General features: G+C 36.2%; 14 protein-coding genes. All 14 read left to right on the forward strand.

Features of this window, described 5'->3' with window-relative positions; all coding sequences use genetic code 11:
• Positions 1–77: 77 nt before the first annotated feature.
• The 14 genes from HII17_RS15395 (at position 78) to HII17_RS15460 (ending at position 15,906) form a co-directional block, all read left to right on the forward strand.
• Positions 78–2,813, forward strand: coding sequence for an SLBB domain-containing protein (locus tag HII17_RS15395; RefSeq protein ID WP_169076258.1), 2,736 nt, complete (start codon positions 78–80; stop codon positions 2,811–2,813).
• Between the two features lie 153 nt (positions 2,814–2,966).
• Entirely contained in the window at positions 2,967–4,052 is a 1,086-nt protein-coding gene (gene wecA / locus HII17_RS15400; protein ID WP_169076259.1) for a UDP-N-acetylglucosamine--undecaprenyl-phosphate N-acetylglucosaminephosphotransferase, read from the forward strand.
• A 110-nt stretch (positions 4,053–4,162) separates the two neighbouring features.
• On the forward strand, positions 4,163–4,558 hold the full coding sequence (gene gspG, locus HII17_RS15405) for a type II secretion system major pseudopilin GspG (protein ID WP_169076260.1): 396 nt from the start codon (positions 4,163–4,165) through the stop codon (positions 4,556–4,558).
• The gene (locus tag HII17_RS15410) at positions 4,558–6,210 is read left to right on the forward strand and encodes a GspE/PulE family protein (RefSeq protein WP_169076261.1); all 1,653 of its coding nucleotides are present in this window, start codon (positions 4,558–4,560) and stop codon (positions 6,208–6,210) included. Before gspG ends, HII17_RS15410 begins: the two co-directional genes overlap by 1 nt.
• Positions 6,211–6,212: 2 nt before the next feature.
• On the forward strand, positions 6,213–7,412 hold the full coding sequence (locus tag HII17_RS15415) for a type II secretion system F family protein (protein ID WP_169076262.1): 1,200 nt from the start codon (positions 6,213–6,215) through the stop codon (positions 7,410–7,412).
• Positions 7,413–7,418: 6 nt separating this feature from the next.
• Complete coding sequence (locus tag HII17_RS15420) at positions 7,419–7,850, forward strand: type II secretion system protein (RefSeq protein ID WP_169076263.1); 432 nt, start codon at positions 7,419–7,421, stop codon at positions 7,848–7,850.
• A complete protein-coding gene (locus HII17_RS15425; protein ID WP_169076264.1) occupies positions 7,834–8,280 on the forward strand; it encodes a type IV pilus modification PilV family protein in 447 nt (148 codons plus the stop codon). Before HII17_RS15420 ends, HII17_RS15425 begins: the two co-directional genes overlap by 17 nt.
• A complete protein-coding gene (locus tag HII17_RS15430) occupies positions 8,270–8,953 on the forward strand; it encodes a prepilin-type N-terminal cleavage/methylation domain-containing protein (RefSeq protein WP_169076265.1) in 684 nt (227 codons plus the stop codon). The genes HII17_RS15425 and HII17_RS15430 overlap by 11 nt, the downstream gene beginning before the upstream one ends.
• Before the next feature lies 1 nt (position 8,954).
• Positions 8,955–9,842 carry a type II secretion system protein GspK gene (locus tag HII17_RS15435; RefSeq protein WP_169076266.1) on the forward strand — a complete coding sequence of 296 codons (888 nt, stop codon included), beginning with the start codon at positions 8,955–8,957 and terminating at the stop codon, positions 9,840–9,842.
• Positions 9,843–10,970 carry a hypothetical protein gene (locus tag HII17_RS15440; protein WP_169076267.1) on the forward strand — a complete coding sequence of 376 codons (1,128 nt, stop codon included), beginning with the start codon at positions 9,843–9,845 and terminating at the stop codon, positions 10,968–10,970.
• Positions 10,971–10,972: 2 nt separating this feature from the next.
• Positions 10,973–11,569 (forward strand): hypothetical protein, encoded by a 597-nt coding sequence (locus HII17_RS15445; protein WP_169076268.1) that lies wholly within the window; start codon positions 10,973–10,975, stop codon positions 11,567–11,569.
• Positions 11,556–12,122 (forward strand): hypothetical protein, encoded by a 567-nt coding sequence (locus HII17_RS15450; RefSeq protein ID WP_169076269.1) that lies wholly within the window; start codon positions 11,556–11,558, stop codon positions 12,120–12,122. The genes HII17_RS15445 and HII17_RS15450 overlap by 14 nt, the downstream gene beginning before the upstream one ends.
• Positions 12,123–12,131: 9 nt before the next feature.
• The gene (locus tag HII17_RS15455; protein ID WP_169076270.1) at positions 12,132–14,183 is read left to right on the forward strand and encodes a secretin N-terminal domain-containing protein; all 2,052 of its coding nucleotides are present in this window, start codon (positions 12,132–12,134) and stop codon (positions 14,181–14,183) included.
• Positions 14,184–14,505: 322 nt separating this feature from the next.
• The gene (locus HII17_RS15460) at positions 14,506–15,906 is read left to right on the forward strand and encodes a hypothetical protein (protein WP_169076271.1); all 1,401 of its coding nucleotides are present in this window, start codon (positions 14,506–14,508) and stop codon (positions 15,904–15,906) included.
• Positions 15,907–15,944: the final 38 nt, after the last annotated feature.

Consider the following 15,944-nt stretch of genomic DNA (forward strand, 5'->3'; position numbering starts at 1 on the left):
TAACAACACTTAACCCTATTGATAGAATTCGCCGTTGTTTTATCGTTAATTAGCTCTTGCAAGGACATAGTTGCTCAATGAGAAAATTCGTAATAAAAATTGCTGCGCTAGCGGCAGGTCTACTAATTTCCGTGTCGGCACTGACAGCCGCAGTACCTAGTCAAATTTCCCCGCAGCAACTTGAACAATTCAAAAAATTACCTGCCTCACAACAGAGAGCTTTGGCGCAAAGTATGGGCGTTGACTACAATGCCATTAAAAAACAGCTTCAAGGCACAGGGCAACAAGAAAATGAAAAATTCAACCAAGAGGACGTTGTTTACCCTCGTGGTACAAAATTTGATGAAAAGGGTAATCCTATTTTTCCTGATGATGAATTTTTAGAAGAAGAGGAAGAAGGGGATACTGAGCCAAAACCATTTGGCTATGAAGTATTCGCCAATGCGCCATACACTTTTGCACCGACCATGGATATCGCAGTTCCTGAAAACTACATTATTGGTGCTGGTGATGTTCTTAAAATTCAAATGTTTGGTAAAGAGAATGAAGAGCATGAGTTGTCAGTTAATCGTCGCGGTGAAATTGTATTACCTAATTTAGGGCCATTTTCTGTTTCCGGGTTAACTTACCGCGAATTAAAAAACTATTTTTCTAAAGAAATCAAAAAGAAAGTACTTGGCGTTGATGTCGTGGTAACTCTTTCAGAGCTACGCTCAATGCGCATATTTGTCGCTGGTGATGCATTTAAGCCGGGCCCATATGTATTGAGCGCATTATCAAGTGTTACACATGCAATTTTTGCCGCTGGTGGTATTAATGATATAGGTTCATTGCGAAATATTCAGGTTAAACGGGCAGGTAAATTAGTTACCACGTTGGACTTATATGACCTGTTAATTTTCGGTGACTCATCAAGTGATATTCTGCTTAAGTCGGGTGATGTTGTGTTTATTGCGCCTGTTGGTGATCGCGTAACTGTCGACGGTGAAGTTCGACGTCCAGCTATTTATGAGTTAGCAAACAAAGAAAGTTTCGAGTCAGTAGTTAAGATGGCGGGCGGGTTATTGCCATCGGCATATCCATCTTCAACCGTGGTTGAACGATTTAATCAACACAATATTCGAACGATCGTTAATATTGATCTGACTAAATCGGAAGCCAAAGCCAAACTTGTTAAAGGTGGTGATGTTGTTAAGGTGATGAAAACATCTGAACAGTACGATGAGTCGGTAACGATTATTGGTGCGGTAGCTCGTCCGGGTAAATACCAGTGGCACAAAGGGCAGAGAGTAACGGATTTATTACCTAATATTCACGCCTACATGTTAGAAGATGCGGACTTGAATTACAGCATAATTGTTAGAGAAAAGGACATTGGCCGCAATATTGAAGTATTGCAGTTTAGCTTATTCAATGCGTTAAGTGATCTAAACTCGCAAGATAATTTACTTATTCAACCGCATGATCGAGTTCTAGTTTTTTCAATTAATGAAAAGAATGCTTTTGCAGAAGAGTCATTAGATTTATTGGCAATGACTCAAGAAGAATTAAAGAAAAAGAGTAAAGAAAAAGCTAAAGAACAATATAAAGATCGCATGTTTTGGCTAGAGTATGGTGAAGAAGAGCCATTAGAAGAGTTTGATGAATTAGATGAATCACTTAAGCTTGCCGAAAAATCAATGGAAGAACTGACAGGAGGCTCTTATGAAGAAGAAGTTGACCCTAAAGATATTGCTATTTTTTCTCGCCAAAGGTTGTTAACTCCAGTTATTAAAAAGCTTCAATACCAAGCTGCATCAGGAGAACCGCTTCAACTAATTGAAGTGGTAGGTGCGGTTAAATATCCTGGCATTTATCCATTAGCTCAGAATTCTAATGTCCAAGATCTTGTTGCTGCATCTGGAGGGTTACTAGAATCAGCCTATTTAGATCGCGCGGAGATTACCCGAAATGAAATAGTGGATAATAAAGCACAAAAAAGCTCAATGAATATTAACCTTCACAGTGCTATTGCTGGGGAAGTTGCACATAATATATCAATACAAAGTAAAGACCGTCTAAATATTCACACTATTCCTGCTTGGCAAGAAAACCACATTATTGAGTTAAGAGGCGAATTTTTATTTCCTGGTAAATACACCATTCAACGCGGTGAAACTTTGGGGCAATTAATAGAGCGTGCAGGCGGTTTTTCTGAGTTTGCTTATTTAGATGGTTCTGTATTTACTCGCGAAAAGCTAAAACAGTTAGAGTTGCAAAACATTTTAAAAGTTTCAGAAAGCTTGCGTATGGAAATTGCGTCAAAGAGTTTGTCTCAAAAGGATTCCCAATCTATTGACTATGAACAAGCACGAATGCTATTGGCGGATTTGACTAAAGTACAACCAGTAGGTCGTTTGGTTGTAGACTTGCCAAGAATTAGTAAAGACTTGAATGCGGATATATTGTTAGAAAATGGCGACGTCCTTTATGTACCAACTAAACAAAACTCAATTAATGTTGTTGGGCAGGTTCAAGTAGCAACATCACATTTATATCGTGATGGATTAGATGCTCATGATTATGTCGAGCTAAGCGGCGGAGTTAAGCAACAAGCTGATGATGGTCGGATATATGTTATAAAGGCAAATGGGCGTGTCATTATTCCTGATTCTAACAGTTGGTTTTCAAGCAATGAAAATACTTTGAGCCCGGGAGATACAGTAGTTGTACCATTAGATTCATACTTTATGGATAACCTAAGTTTATGGTCTACTGCGACACAAATTATTTACCAAATGGCAGTAGCAGTGGCATCTATATCAAAGATTTAGCATTAAATTATGTAAATTTGTGTAACTTAGCTAGAAAAGCATTCGTATTTACTAGCTAAGTCACCAATATAACACTATAATTCACGCTGATTTACGGACGTGCTTTAACAGATTTGAAGCAACAATTAATTTAATTGGTCACCTTTAAACAATATGTTTGATTTTTTTGCTTTAGCAGTTGCATTTTTCTCCTCAATTTTGACTATTAAGGTTCTTCTTCCTCTTGCGCCCCATATAGGTCTCATCGACATTCCTAGCGAAAGAAAAAGGCATGATGGTGCTATTCCCCTAATAGGTGGTATCTCAATTTTTACTGGTGTATTAATTGCTTCCACACTATTTATTGGTCAAAGCCAAATTGTTAATTTGTACTTAATTTCTTCAGCGTTAATTGTTTTTATAGGTACACTTGATGACATTTACGACCTAAGTGTAGGCTCTCGTATATTATTTCAAGGCATCATTGCGTGCGTTCTCGTTTTTGGTGCAGGTGAATATATTCATAATTTTGGCAACATAATTAGTTTTGGCAATGTAGATATTGGAAGTTATGGAATGATATTTACTATTTTGGCCGTCATTGCTGCTATTAATGCATTTAATATGGTTGATGGAATTGATGGTTTGGCAGGCTCTATGAGTATAATCACTATTGCGTCAGTAGCAATATTAACTGTATTGAATTCGCCGGATCAAAATGTGTTATTGCCATTACTAATTGTTGTTTCAACAATCCCATACTTGTTTTATAACGTTAGTACTCGTAACCCTCGTGGAAAAAAAATATTTATGGGGGATGCAGGTAGTATGTACATGGGGTTGACGATAATTTGGCTTCTTACGATAAGTACTCAGTCAAGTGAAGCAAGTAGTAGCTCATTTAGGCCTGTTACAGCACTATGGATAATTGCAATTCCTTTAATGGATATGTTTGCTATTATGTATCGCCGCATAAGGAAAGGAGAGTCACCATTTAAAGCGGATAATGGCCATATCCATCATATCTTTTTAGCAAATGGCTTTACTTCAAGGAAAGCTTTATGGTTGATCAGTTTCTTATCAGTATTATGTGCGGCAGTTGGAATTACTGGTGATTATTACGCGATACCTGAGTGGTTAATGCTGGTTGGCTTCATCTTGGTGTTTTGTGTTTATACTACAGTACTTCAAAAACACTGTATTATCCCAATTAAGCAAAGAAAAGTAAGAGCGCGTAATAACCTACCCACAAAAGATTAACTAATCTATAAATTCGAACATTAATAGAAACATATAAGTATTCGACATAATATTTCGCTCTTGATAGACTCCTGTTTAGTTTACATTACATCTAATTTTAAATAGTCTTTATGAATAAAAATAATGGTTTCACTATGATCGAACTGCTCATTGTGATTGTGATATTAGGCTTGTTGGCGTCATTAGTGGCTCCAAAATTCTTTAACCAACTTGGCACAGCTGAGCGTGGTGTAGCATTGGCGCAAATGAATGCATTCGAAACCGCTTTAGATACTTATCGTTTAGATATTGGTACATATCCCACTTCTCTTGAAAGTCTGCGAAAAAGTGATATTCCTCGTTGGGATGGTCCATATTTACCAAAGGATATTCCATTAGATCCTTGGGGTAATCCATATGTTTATACAACGCCCGGTGACGACGGTAATCCCTATAAAATGATGTCTTATGGTGCAGATGGTCAGCCAGGTGGTACCGACACTAATGAAGATATAGTGCATAAATAATGTTGTTAGGTGAAATACTTACAAAAGACTTTCAGGTTTCAGCAGATGACTTATCACGTGCTGAAAATTATCAAAAGAAATATGGTGGTCGAATAGAGCAAATTCTCGTAAACATGGGAAGCTTACCTGACGATCAAGTTCAATTACTTTACAGTAAGTATTTAGATATTCCTTTATTAAACCTTACAAACTGGATCGAAGAGCCAGCTGTTAAAATTTCAGACGAAGATCTTAAGTTTCTTTCTAGTTATGACTGGATACCGTTAAGTGCAGAAAGCGATAACTGGGTGTTTGCCTGCCGCTTCCCATTAGAGTTATCGATAAATGAGTGGTTAAGTCAACGTAATATTGAGCCTAAAATATTATTAGCTTCTGAAGCCGACATTCAAGCTCTTGCAGCCAAATTTGAGCAACTAAGTCAACATGAATCTGAACAGGAAATACTTGGAGATGAAGAAGCTAGGTTGAGAGAGTTGGCGACTGAAGCTCCAACTGTAAATTTATTAAATTCATTAATTAGTCGTGCTTTAAGACAGGGTGCATCAGATATGCACTTGGAACCATTTAATGGCCGCTATCGTGCACGTTTTCGTGTTGATGGTGTATTGCATGAGGCGGAAACTCTAGCGCCTAGGATGCAATTGCCAATTGTGACGCGCCTTAAGATATTGTCAGGCATGGATATTGCTGAAAAACGTCGCCCGCAAGATGGTAAAATTGAAATGCGTATCGCAAATCAAGAGTTAGATATTCGTGTTTCAGCATTACCACTTAATGATGGTGAATCGATGGTAATGCGATTTCTTAGAAAAGATAATGTTAAGTATGATATGTCGGTACTTGGCTTGTCTGAAGACATTGACTCAATGATCAGAGAAGACATTAAAACAACTGCTGGTGTTGTATTGCTAACAGGGCCAACTGGCTCTGGTAAAACTACCACGCTATATACTTTTCTCAATGCGCTAAATAAAGATGATGTTAAAATTATCACTCTTGAAGATCCTGTTGAATATCAACTTGATGGGATAAACCAGGTTCAGGTTAATAGTGAAATAGGCTTTGACTTCGCTGCGGGCTTACGTTCCATCGTTCGTCAAGATCCTGATATTATCATGTTAGGTGAAATTCGTGATAAAGAAACTGCACAAATCGCTTTACAGTCGGCATTAACAGGTCATTTAGTCTTTTCTACTGTTCACACCAATGATGCAGCAAGTGCATATACACGTTTACTAGATCTAGGTGTTGAAGAGTTTTTATTAAATGCAGCGCTAGTTTCAATTGTAGCGCAACGATTGGCGAGAAAGATTTGTCCTATCTGTAGTGAACCTCACCCTGAAGCAGCGCAATTAATTGAAAAATATGAATTGAATAATTTAGCTTCTAAGTTCAATATTTCAAAAATTCAACTTAGACAAGGAAGTGGATGCGAAGCGTGTGCTAATACAGGTTATAAAGGCCGTATGGCTGTAACCGAATATTTACGTTGCGATGATGAAATAAAAGCAATGCCTAAAGATTCAGATTTTATAGGTAAAGCTAAAAGGCATAATGCTGAACTGCAAAGAAGAACATTATTAGAAGACGGGCTTTATAAAGCGGTTTTAGGTTTTACTACCATTGAAGAAGTGGTTAGGGTTGCAGGCTAATTATGCCAATTTTTGTTTATAAGGCTTACGATCAATCTGGAGCAAAGGTTGACGGTCAGATTGATGCTGAAGATAAGGTTCATGCATTAGCATCGCTCAAAAAACAAAATTTGTTAGCGACTGAAATAACCCTATTATCTGAAGAACAAAGTATTTTTAGTTTTACTTTAAAAATATCACTTGCTGATTTAGAGTTTCTTACCTCAGAACTAAGCCTGTTATTAGAGTCTGGCGTACGCATTGACAAAGGTATCGATATCATCCGTAAGACTAAAGCTAAGCCAGCTTTAGCCAAGTTGTTAGCAGATATCAGTAGTAGCCTTAAACAAGGTAAAAGCTTGTCAGAGTCGGTAAAAAAACATAACGATATTTTTGATCCTTTGTACTGCAACTTAATTGAACTTGGTGAAACATCGGGTAATTTAAGTGAGGTTTTTGATGGCTTAGCGAAAGATTTAAAATTTAAAAGAGAGTTGCAACGCAAAATTATTAGTTCCTTAGCTTACCCAACCGTTATTTTCTTTGTATGCATATTAAGTATCTTTTTCATATTTAACTTTATAATCCCAAAAATGTCGGCAATGTTTAATGATGTTGAAGCGTTACCCTGGTACACACAACTGATGCTGTCTACTAGCGACTGGATGGTGAATTATCAAGGACTGCTATTAGTGGGAGCAATTAGCAGTATATTTTTATTAGTTACTGCATTTAAACAATCGAGTTTTATTCGCTGGTGGCAAGAAACGAGTTTAAAGTTACCTTTAATTAATAAAGCCGTAGTTACCGTAGAACGCATTCGATTTAATAGTGGCTTAGCAATGATGATTAAGTCAGGGGTGCAAATAGATAGAGCAATAGAACTTTCAGCAGGTAATATAAAAAATAAAGTACTCCAACGTGAAATGAATATTGCTAAATCAAAAGTAAAAGGAGGAAGCTCATTAACACCAGCATTAAAGCAAACATCGCTTTATCCTGATTTTTTTGTTTCTTTGCTTGAGGTAGGTGAAGAGTCAGGTAACCTAGAGAGAGTGTTTGATGAAATAGCTAACCGCTCTCGTCAAGAGTTTGAAAGTTGGACCGAGCGTATGACAACATTATTAGAACCCTTAATGATATTATTTATGGGCGGCTTTGTAGGCGGAGTGGTAGTGGTGATGTTGATGAGTATGGTATCGATTAATGAACTGGGAATATAGTTTGTTATGCCCCTTCGAAAAGGAAAACATGTTGGCTTCACTTTAATTGAATTGATGATAGTGATGTCTATTGTTGCTTTACTAATGGGAATGGTAGGACCTATAGCCTTTAATAGTTTAGATAAAGCAAAAGCAAAACAAGAAATGCTCACCCTTAAAGTCTGGTTTCGTAAAGTTAGTGCCCGCGCGTACCAAACAGGAAAAAACCATACAATAGAACTTAACGGTAAGAAAATATTTTTATATGTAGAAAATGTTTTGCAGCCTATAGAACAAACCTCTTTTGAGTCGCTTTTTTTCCAACCTCAGCAATTAAAATATAATGACAAGGGCTTTGTAGATACTGACAAACTTGTTGGATCTTACAGAGGTCAGCCTCTTGAATTAGAGCTTTCCGTTTGGGTCAATGGAGAAACTGAAATTGCACAAGCTCATTGATTCACCTAGAAACTCATTTGGCTTTACTCTTATAGAAATACTGGTGGCTACAGTCATATTGTTGTCATCATTAGCAGTAATAAATGCATTATTTAGCGGTGCTTTATTAGCATCTAATAAAGCTGGGAATCATGTTCAAATTGCAAATATTACGCCTATTCTCGTTTCAAATATTCAATTAGAAATAAGGGATAAAGGCAATCAAAATGCGAATTCTCTATTTGGTGATGGAACATTATGGGGAGCCAATTTCGAGTGGCAAGCTGATTTGATTGAATATAGTGCTCCTCCTTCAACTTACGATGTAGAAACTGGAACATATACTCATAAAGATAAGAAGTACAAACTATGGTTGGTTAAATTAATTGTTGCACATAAGACTAGTAAACAGGAATTCACATATAAAGAGCTCAGTTGGAATGAATCATAAAAATAATGGTTTTACCTTAATTGAGTTATTAATATCAATATCGATATTGTCTTTGATTTTACTATTAGGAAGCTACTCATATAGTTTACTAGCAGAGCGCTGGCAATCAGCATTAACTAAGTTTGATTTAGTCGAAAAAGATACGAGAGCCTTTAGTTTATTTAACGCAGTTTTGTCGGGCATATATCCATCAGTAATATATGAAAAGTCAAATGGTTCAATAAGGCCTTCATTCTTTTTTTCTGGCTCTGAAGACAGGTTGTTATCTGTTACTAGAGGAGGACTTTTAAATGATTTTTATCCAGAAGTTTTTAGGTTAGTTGCGACTAAAAACTCAAATGGAAAAATTGACGTGATTTATCAGCTGTCAGCTTTAAAACAACCGATTACTTCAATAGAGCAAGAAGTAACCTTTAGCAATAACATAGAGTTGTTTTCTGATTTAGATGTATTTGAACTTCGATATTTGGGTTGGGACAGTATTCAAGAAAAAGACGCTGGTTTAGAGCAAGGTTTAGGCCCAACATTAAGACCTATGTTTTCGGGGATTGAAAATCAAATGTTACCAGACAAGGTGTTTGCAAACATATCAAAAAACGGTAAGAAAATGACATTTTATGTAAGCCTAGATAATAACGCGTCAAGGTTTTTAGAAGTTTATTCTAAGGAGTAGTTTGTTGTTTTTATTTAGGGGAATTGCACTTATTCAGGTGTTGCTGATTGTAGCGTTATTATCAATTTTTGCTTTGTATGTTAAAAAGTTAGCTATTGAGCAAGTTAATGTTGCCAAACTGTCACAAGATAAAGCTCAAGCGCTGGTTGAAAGTCACTCGGTTATGTCTGAGGTATTATTTGCTTTACTAGTAAATGATACTTCCAAATTTTCTAATAATGTAGATAGTGACGATAAGACAATTGTAAATAAAATAAGATTTTCAGGTGTTCCTTTTAAGGTGGCTAACACATCTGTTAAAGTACAAGATCAGTCTGGTTTGTTTAATATTCACTTTTTCTATAAAAAGCACTTCATAAACTTATTCCTAGAAAATGGAATTAACGAGTCAAGAGCTGAAGAATTATGGGCTACTATTGTTGATTGGCAAGATGAAAATGAGATTTCTTCTATAGCTGGAGTGGAGAAAAGCTTTAATGAGTTTCCCGTTAGAAATGGCAAAATTTCAGATATAACAGAGCTTGAATCAATAATTGACCTGACAGAAGTTGAAAAAGAGCTGTTGTATCAAAATTTTAGTATTTTTTCTATTGGTGATTTAAATCTAATGGCAGCTTCTAAAGACGTATTAGGTGCTATTATAGGAGGGGAATTAGCCAATCAAATTGTAGAACTCAGAAGTAGCAATAATTTAACAGTGAAAAATTTTAGAGAAATGACTGGTATCACTTTTGAGACAGACTATAGGTTTACGCCTTCCTCGAGACTTGGATTCGAATTGGTAACTCATATAAATGATGTCAAATATGAAAGAGAACTTGTATTATCTCTATCTCCATATGCAAAAAAACAGAGTTTACCCATAAATATATTATTAGATCGTAAATAAATGAAAAATTCACAAAACTCTACTTTTACTACACAGGCTAATAGTGTATTTGGTCGGCTGATTAGTAATATAGGATATTATAACGGTACTCTATACCGCTTTCAGAAATCTCACTCCGGGGTTACTCTAGTTGAGCCAGCCAACAACTTTAAACCGAGCATTATAATAGTCTCTCCTATGTACTACATGGAAACTATTGAGCTTTTACCTAATGTTGAAGCGTCGGAATTAAGAAAACTAATTAAACTTAAATTAGCTTCAACTGACATAGCCATAATAAAGAAAAAAACAGAACAAGAAGTGAAAGCTAATATTTGGCAATTCTCAAAAAATGTTCCTTCGGCTTTTATTACTTTACCTGAAACGTTTTTGCTATCGTCAACATTGAGCGACAACGAAACAGCGCTTTATAAAGGACCTGACGATAAAGAAAGGTATGTTATATCTATTGATAACTGTATTGCGTCGGCTGCGAAAACAAATTTAATTAATAGTTATACTAATTTTACCACGTCGATAGGAACGTATTCTGGGAATGGTATTCAGATAGATAAAAATGAATTTGCCGACAAACTAATTGTCGGGTTAATTAAATCTAAAAAACGAGAAATAATATCATTTGTAGCAAAACCAACTAAAGAAAGCGTACTCAGCTTTCTAAAAACGATTTCTTTACCTGTTTTTACGCTAGGGGCTTTTTATTTATTAGCTAGTAGTAGTTATTTGTATTTGAAAAATGAATATATAGCAATGAAATCAAACAGCGTTCAAAAAGAAGCTGTAACAATAATGGGGGTTCAATCTGATATTGAACGTAGGCTTGCGAATTACAATATTTTATTAGAATTATATAATAGTAATGTAAATCCTAATGGAACTTGGGAAGTTCTTTCCCCTATTTTTGCGTTAGCGAAGATAAACAGCGTAGCTTTGCAAAACAATATTGTTAAAGTTCGAGGACAGTCTAAAAGTGCATCTGAAGTATTAGAATTAATAGCTGAACATAATGAGGTTAAAAATGCCAAATTTGACTCTCCTGTCCGTAAGTCAAAAGGAACTGAAAGGTTTAGTATTAGTTTCGAAATTGCAAGAAAGCAAACAAGCAATGATAAAGGGAGTGTTTTTTAAAAATGGAAGAGTTAAAAAAACACCCATTTGCAGTAGGTTTAATCGTGATTTTGGTCGCAATCAAATTTGTTATTCTACCGATATTGAATTGGCAGAATAAATTAATTGATGAGATTAGGCTAAATGAAAAAAGGCTAGTTAAAACTCAAGCGCTGATTCAGAATGGTGATTTGCTGCAAAAAAACTATGCTGATTTATTAGCTGAAGAATCTAAGCTTTATTCCTTATATCATGTAACTGATGATTTAGGTAACCTTCAAAGAATCCTACAAAGAGACATTGAAGATAGACTTAAAAATTTGGGCTTGAAAATTAGCTCCATAGGCTGGAAAACACCTATTAAACTAGACAAAGCGTCAGTAAGTTTAATTTATATTGATTATCGAATTGAGGGAAGTTCGAAGAATGTAATCAATCATATATTAAAGCTAAGTTTGATGGCAAAACCTCCAAAAATTGAAGCATTAAATTTGGTATTTCAACGTAGTGAAGTTGGAAAAATCAAGCGCTTAAACGCTCGTATTAGTTTATCTTTCGCGGTAAGGTCTGAATCACAGAAGGTGCAGAGTCAACAGGGGGTCTATAGTGTCAGTGATTAAATCTCAGTTTGAACTAGCCAAAAGCCCCCTAGGCTTAGTTGTTTTCTCCATAGTTGTTTTGTCTATAACCTACGACTTATTGTCGAGAGTAATAGTCGTTGAAGAATATATGAAGCAAAAAGCAAACTCAGTTTCTTTGAATGTTGTTAGTGATGGCCGTGTGAAGCTTGAGCAACAAATTACACAAATAAATTCTGAATATGAACAATATTGGCGAAATGATGTTCTGCAAGCGAATACTGCAGAGCAAGATAGCTCTACTGAAGAACCAGCTAACCAAGAAAGTGGCTGGGTTAGTGTCGGTGACGGAGAAATTCGAATTAAAGCGATATTAAGTGAGACTCTTGGAGAGTCAAATAAAAAGCTTAAAATAGCGGTAATTAAAATACGAGATAAAGCTAGTCAAACAAGTGTAATCAAGAACTACCGGGAAAACGATATTATTCTAGGGCACAAATTGATGATTGAGGGTAATACTCGCGTGGTACTAATTAACACCGATGATAATAGTAAGAAAGCTTTTGAAATGTATAAGACTAAAAAGACTAACTAAGGTAACTAAATGAATAAGTATATTGGCATAAACAGCTGTATTTTTTTGGCCATAATGACTGTTAGCTGTGCTTCTAATAACGATCCTAAATTTTCACCTGAAAAGTCATTTTTATCCGGTAAGGAAGAAGTAAACGTTAATAATGCAGAACTAGTGTCGAAAAAGCAGAAAGAGTTAGAAAATTCAAAAAAGTATCGGTTTGTACCTCCTTTTAAAGTAGATAGTAGCTATGCGGATTCTGCTGAGGACATTATCAATGAGTTTAGCGAACTTAAGAATATATCATTTGCAGCAGATGACTTAGCATTAGAAAATCTTTTACACCTGGTGTTTGGAGAGAAGCTAAAGGTCAGTTATGTTATAGGAGAAAATGTAAAAAGCGATAGAAAAGCGGTTACATTAAACCTTCAGTCAGATGTTACCGAGCGCAAGTTGTTTTTACTTACAGAAGAGCTGCTTAATCAACGAGGCTATATTATTCGTTTTGATTCCGGCGTCTTTTATATTCATAAAAGAGAAGGAGCAGGGAATAATAGCGATGTGGTTTACGGTTATGGCAAAAGCAACGATGATGTTCCTTCAACATCACTTGATATTATTCAAATGGTGCCGTTCGAGTTTGGTTTGCAAGTATCTTTAGGAAATACACTTAGACAGTTGATTGGAATTCGAGCAACGACAGATCTTCAGCGTCAGAGCTTAACAATCAGAGGGAAACGCAAAGATATAATTAAAGCCTTAGAGTTTATCCGTTTGATGGATACACCAACGATGAAAAATCGGCATGTAGGTGTATATCAAAGTGTTTTTACTACCACGGAAGAGCTAGCGAATAAGTTGGAGGAGCTTTTAAAACAAGAAGGTATCTCTGTTTCTTCTAATGGGAGTACAGAAAAAGCGCTTTCTATTGTAGCAATTGATAAACAAGGTAAATTAGTTTTATTTGCAAATAATCAACAAATTATAGAGCGTGCAGTATATTGGGCTGAAGAAATTGATAAACCACTAGCGACCAATGAAAAACAATACTTCTTGTTTCACCCGAATTATGCGAGAGCAGTTGATATCGGAGAGAGCCTACAAGTATTGATAGGAGGTAATCAAACTTCATCTGTTACAAATAGCACAAGCCTAGTTGCAGATGATAAAGCTAATAAATCAAGCAGCAAAAATGCCTTGTCGGCTAACTCTAACGACATGCAAATGGTGGTAGATGAAAGAGCTAATGCAGTTGTATTTTATACATCAGGTGAACGCTACCAGCAAATTTTACCGTTAATCAAACGATTAGATGTATTGCCTAAACAAGTACTGCTAGAAGTCCTGATTGCAGAAGTTACTATGACGGATGAATTTAAACAGGGTGTAGAGTTTGCGTTTGCTAACGGAAATTACGGGCTTTCAACTGCTGGTGCGTTTATGGGAGAAGGTGGGTTTGGTGGCCTTTCGTATATCTTAGAAGGTACCAACGGGCAAGTGGCGATAAATTTACTGCAGACAAACAGCTTGGTTAATGTTTTATCTCGACCGTCTATTGTAGTTCGGGATGGTGTTGATGCCTCTATAAGTGTAGGAACTGACATTCCAATTATTGGTGAAACCACCAGTGACCCAATTAATGGCGAGAAACAAACGACTAGCATTGAGTATCGCCAAACTGGTATAGAGCTCTCTGTAACTCCAACAGTAAATAGTCGAGGTCTAGTTATTATGGAAATAGAGCAATCAATTAGTAATGAACTTGATACGGGTTCGACTGTTGCTGGTAGTCCTTCAGTATTCGAACGAAGCATAAAAACTGAAGTGATTGCGCAAACAGGTCAAACGGTAATGCTTGGCGGGTTAATCAGTGAAAATAAAAGTAACAAACAAACAAAAGTCCCGTTTTTTGGTGACTTACCATTATTAGGGGCGTTATTTAGAGCCGATACTGAAAGTGGCGATAAAACAGAACTTGTCGTGTTTGTAACGCCTAAAGTCATTGACTCTGTATCAGACTGGGAAGTTATTAAACGTGACTTTAATAACGCACTTGAACAATTAACAATAGAAAAGTTTTAACTTTAATCAAAAAAAACAAGTAAATTATGCTTTTGTTGATTCCAAGGGTTGAAATATTGCAGAATGTAAGTTAGTTTTCTATCCAAGTTAGGTTATGACATGGATGCACTAGTATAAAAATCAGTCAAGTTAATGATTTGCCGCTAAATCTGGGTAATAATTTCTTGACAACTATATAGTGCTGCGTAAACTAGCTTAAGTTAGAAGTCGCTTAGGCGACGGCCTAAGTGTTAATTTACCTAAGTGTTAATTTAACGAAAATAAAATCTTGGGATATTATTTGATAATACTTCAAGTTTCATGAAACAAAGGAAATTTTAAAATGTTTAAAAAGAGTTTAATCGCTTTAGCATTAACAACTGCTTCAGCTGCTTCATTTGCAGCTGTTGATATTGAAACTGGTACTGAGGCTGCTGCACTTAACGTGTCAATTGAAGGTGCTGTTAATATGACTGAAGTTACAGCGGGTGACGTTGTAGCTGTGTTAGGTGCTGAATATGCAGTTGGTGATATTATTACTTTCACTTTTGCTGGCGCGACTTTAGATGTTGCAACTGTACCTGGTACATTAACAGCTGTTAATGGTACAAACGACCTTGACGTAACTGTAGGTTTATTAAGTGCTGCAGATAATGTTGTTACATACCGTGTAACAGAAGTAAAAGATAATGGTAATGCTACTCTTCAAAGTACAGTTCTTGCAACTTTTACTATCTCTAACTTAGAGTTTGATACTGCTACAGTTTTAGCTAACGCTAAAACAACAGTAACTTATGCTGCTGAAACATCAACAGGCGTTACTATTGATGCAGGTACGAAATCTTCTGGTGATATGATCACAACACAAAAGCAATTCTCAGTAGATCGTTCAGCTGATAGTGACTTTGATGCAATTATTGATGTTGAAGAACAACGTCTTCAATTCACAGATAACGATGTTGTAGATCTAGTTGAAATTACTCTTGTAGATGACGCTGGCACAACTGACTTTAATGCAACTGCTGCTACGTTCGATATCGTATTAAACGGTTCTTTCTCTTACTTAGATACAGATGCTAATACTGCTGGTATCCAAACTACTGGTATTACTACATCTTCAGGTGCGATCGCTGCTGCTGATATTTTAGCTGATACAGTTACTATCAAAGGTGCTGCTGCTGGTACTGTTACAATTACAATTGATGCTGACGCTGGTGCTCCAGCTGCATTCTCTGAAGCTGTAATTCCTACCATCGATTATACTGCAACGATTACAGTTGATTACACTGATTCAGGTACTGATGGTGCAGGTACAGGTGCTGCAGCAGGTGAAGCTACTGTTGTTACTGGTGAAGATGTTGGTGAGTGGGTATTAAATGGTTCAGTAATCGAAGTACCATACATGCCTATGGGTCCAAATACTCAACCGTTCTTACGTCACACTAACGATGGTTCACAATCAGGTGACATTACTTTACGTTACATGGTTGAAGGTGTTGATACTGAATACACTGACAGCGTAACGTTAGTAGAAGACGCTGCACCTGGTGTTCGTAACTTATTAAACGAAATTGAAGCTGCTTTATTAGCAGACGGTTATGACCGTTCAGCTGCTGGCTTTAAAGTAGCGTTGGAGATTACATCTAACGTTCCTGCTGATGACGTTAAAGTTACTACTGGTGCTAAGTTCATCAACCAAGAAAATACTGACCGTTTATCTATCGGTGTAATTTCTAGCAACTAATCTGATAAGGATTAATTAGCTTAGAAAAAAGCGAGCTT

It is taken from the genome of Thalassotalea algicola (assembly GCF_012932965.1).
Lineage (GTDB): Bacteria > Pseudomonadota > Gammaproteobacteria > Enterobacterales > Alteromonadaceae > Thalassotalea_F > Thalassotalea_F algicola.